This window comes from Streptomyces sp. SID14478 (assembly GCF_010548525.1).
Taxonomy (GTDB): Bacteria; Actinomycetota; Actinomycetes; order Streptomycetales; family Streptomycetaceae; genus Streptomyces.
Map to the genome: position 1 here is coordinate 1 of NZ_JAAGMG010000123.1, position 2008 is coordinate 2008.

Here is a 2008-nt window from a genome sequence, read left to right on the forward strand (position 1 = left end):
TGCGCGCGGCTGATCGTCGACGCGGGGGTGCGCCGGGTGGTGACGGCCTGGCGGGAGCCGGACACGTTCGTGCCGGGCGCCGACGGGATCGGGGTGCTCGCCGGGGCCGGTGTCGCCGTCGCCGAGGTTCCCGAGCTGGCCGGGGCGGCCATGGACCCCAATCGGCATCTGGTCACGCCGGGCGCGTAGCGGCCCGGCGGGACCTGCCGGCGCGCTGCACGACCACGACGGCGGCGAGCCCGAGGGCGAGTCCGCATCCGGTGCGCACGCCGAAGGGTTCGCCGAACATCAGCGCTCCCCACAGCGCGGTCACCGGCGCCATCAGGAACATCAGGGTGTTGACCTGGGTGAGTCCGCGGCGGCGCAGCACGAGCCAGTACAGGCCGTAGCCGCCGAACGTCGACAGGCCGACGAGCCAGGCGACCGCGAGCCAGAAGGACGGCGCGGCGGGCGGTGCGGCCTGCCCGAAGGCGAGCGCGAGCGCCGTGAAGACGACGGCGCTGGTGGCGCAGTGGACGGTCATGGCGGTCATCGGCTCGACGCGGGTGGGCGAGCGGCTCTCCACGAAGGTGGCCGCCACCAGCGCCAGCATGCCGAGGAACGGGACGAGGTACGCCCACCACGCGACGCCGGTGACGGCCGCCGCGTCGGCCGTGGTGACGACGAGCACCCCGGCCACCCCCAGGCACAGGCCGAGCCACTGCCGCCCGGTGACGTAGCTGCGCAGCAGCGGTCCCGCGAGGGCGCCCGCGACGAGTGGCTGGGTGCCGTCGATCAGGGCGGTGGTGCCGCTGGAGACGCCCAGTTGGATGGCGTAGTAGACGGTCAGCAGATAGCCGCTCTGCGACAGGAGGCCGACGACGACCTGGCGTCCCGTGACGCGGACGGTCATGCCGCGCCACGCGCGTCGGCCCGCCGTCGCGCCGACGGCCAACAGGACGAGCGCGAGCGGCAGGAACCGCCACATCAGCGTGGTCACGGCGCTCGCCTCGCCGGCGCCGAGCTTGGCGCCTATGAAGCCGGAGCTCCAGGTCAGGACGAATCCGAGGGACAGCAGGACGTTCATGGTGCGGCACCGCCTCGCGAGCACGGGTTCACGGGTATACAGATCGGTCTACTCGCTTCACTATACAGTTCGGTCTACTCTGGAGGCATGCGTACGCCGCCGACCACCGCCCCGCCGACCGTCGACCCGGACCGCCCGGACCTCACCCCGGCCGCGCGCCGGGTGCTGGAGACCGCCTCCCGACTGTTCTACGAGCGCGGCATCCACGCCGTGGGAGTCGATCTGATCGCGGCCGAGGCGGGCGTCACGAAGAAGACGCTCTACGACCGCTTCGGCTCCAAGGAGCGCATCGTCGTCGACTACCTGGCCACGCGGGACGCGCGCTGGCGCGCCTTCCTCGCCGCCCATCACGACCCGGACGAACTGACCCCCACAGAAAGGGTGTTGGCCGTGTTCGACGCCTCGCAGGAGTGGATGGCGCAGCACAGTTCCAAGGGCTGCAGCATGGTGAACGCGCATGCCGAGATCAGCGATCCGGCACATCCCGCGTACGCGGTGATCGCCGGGCAGAAGCAGTGGATGCTGGAGCTGTTCACCCGGCTCGCCCAGGACGTGTCGCCGGACGCGGCAAGGGAGTTGGGGCGCTCCCTGATGCTGCTGCACGAGGGCGCGCTGGTCTCGGACGGCCTCGACGTGTTCCCCGACGCGTTCGGGCGGGCGCGCCGCCTCGCCGCCTTCCTCCTCCACGCCGCGCGGGAGACGCGATGACCTGGGCGCCGGACGCACCCGGTGTCCTGCGGCTCCCGTCGGGCCGCACGCTGCGGGGCCGGGGCCTGCGCCACCCGCTGCCGCCGGGCCCCTCCCCCACGTACGGCCTCTACCTCCTCGGCCACCGGCCTCCCGACGTCTCTTGGGAGTCAACCTGGCTGCGCTGGCCCGACTTCCGCCTGCCGTCCGACCCGGCGCGGGCCCGCGCCGCGCTGCGGGACGCCTGGCTGCGGT

2 protein-coding genes and 2 pseudogenes are annotated in these 2008 nt (G+C 73.2%); 3 read left to right on the plus strand and 1 reads right to left on the minus strand.

Going from position 1 to position 2008, the window contains the following annotated elements; genetic code table 11:
- Positions 1-189 (plus strand): annotated as a pseudogene (locus G3I40_RS04935) (5-amino-6-(5-phosphoribosylamino)uracil reductase); the annotation flags it as partial.
- Here the strand turns inward: G3I40_RS04935 and G3I40_RS04940 are convergent.
- On the minus strand, positions 173-1066 hold the full coding sequence (locus G3I40_RS04940) for a DMT family transporter (RefSeq protein ID WP_164300922.1): 894 nt from the start codon (positions 1064-1066) through the stop codon (positions 173-175). The pseudogene G3I40_RS04935 and the gene G3I40_RS04940 sit on opposite strands and share 17 nt — an antisense overlap.
- A gap of 87 nt (positions 1067-1153) precedes the next feature.
- On the opposite strand from G3I40_RS04940, the gene G3I40_RS04945 reads away from it, so the two are divergent.
- Both G3I40_RS04945 and G3I40_RS04950 read left to right on the plus strand, forming a co-directional pair.
- Positions 1154-1774: a TetR/AcrR family transcriptional regulator gene (locus G3I40_RS04945; protein ID WP_164300923.1), complete on the plus strand. Its 621-nt coding sequence runs from the start codon at positions 1154-1156 to the stop codon at positions 1772-1774.
- A pseudogene (locus G3I40_RS04950) lies at positions 1771-2008 on the plus strand (protein phosphatase); the annotation flags it as partial. The gene G3I40_RS04945 and the pseudogene G3I40_RS04950, both read left to right, overlap by 4 nt.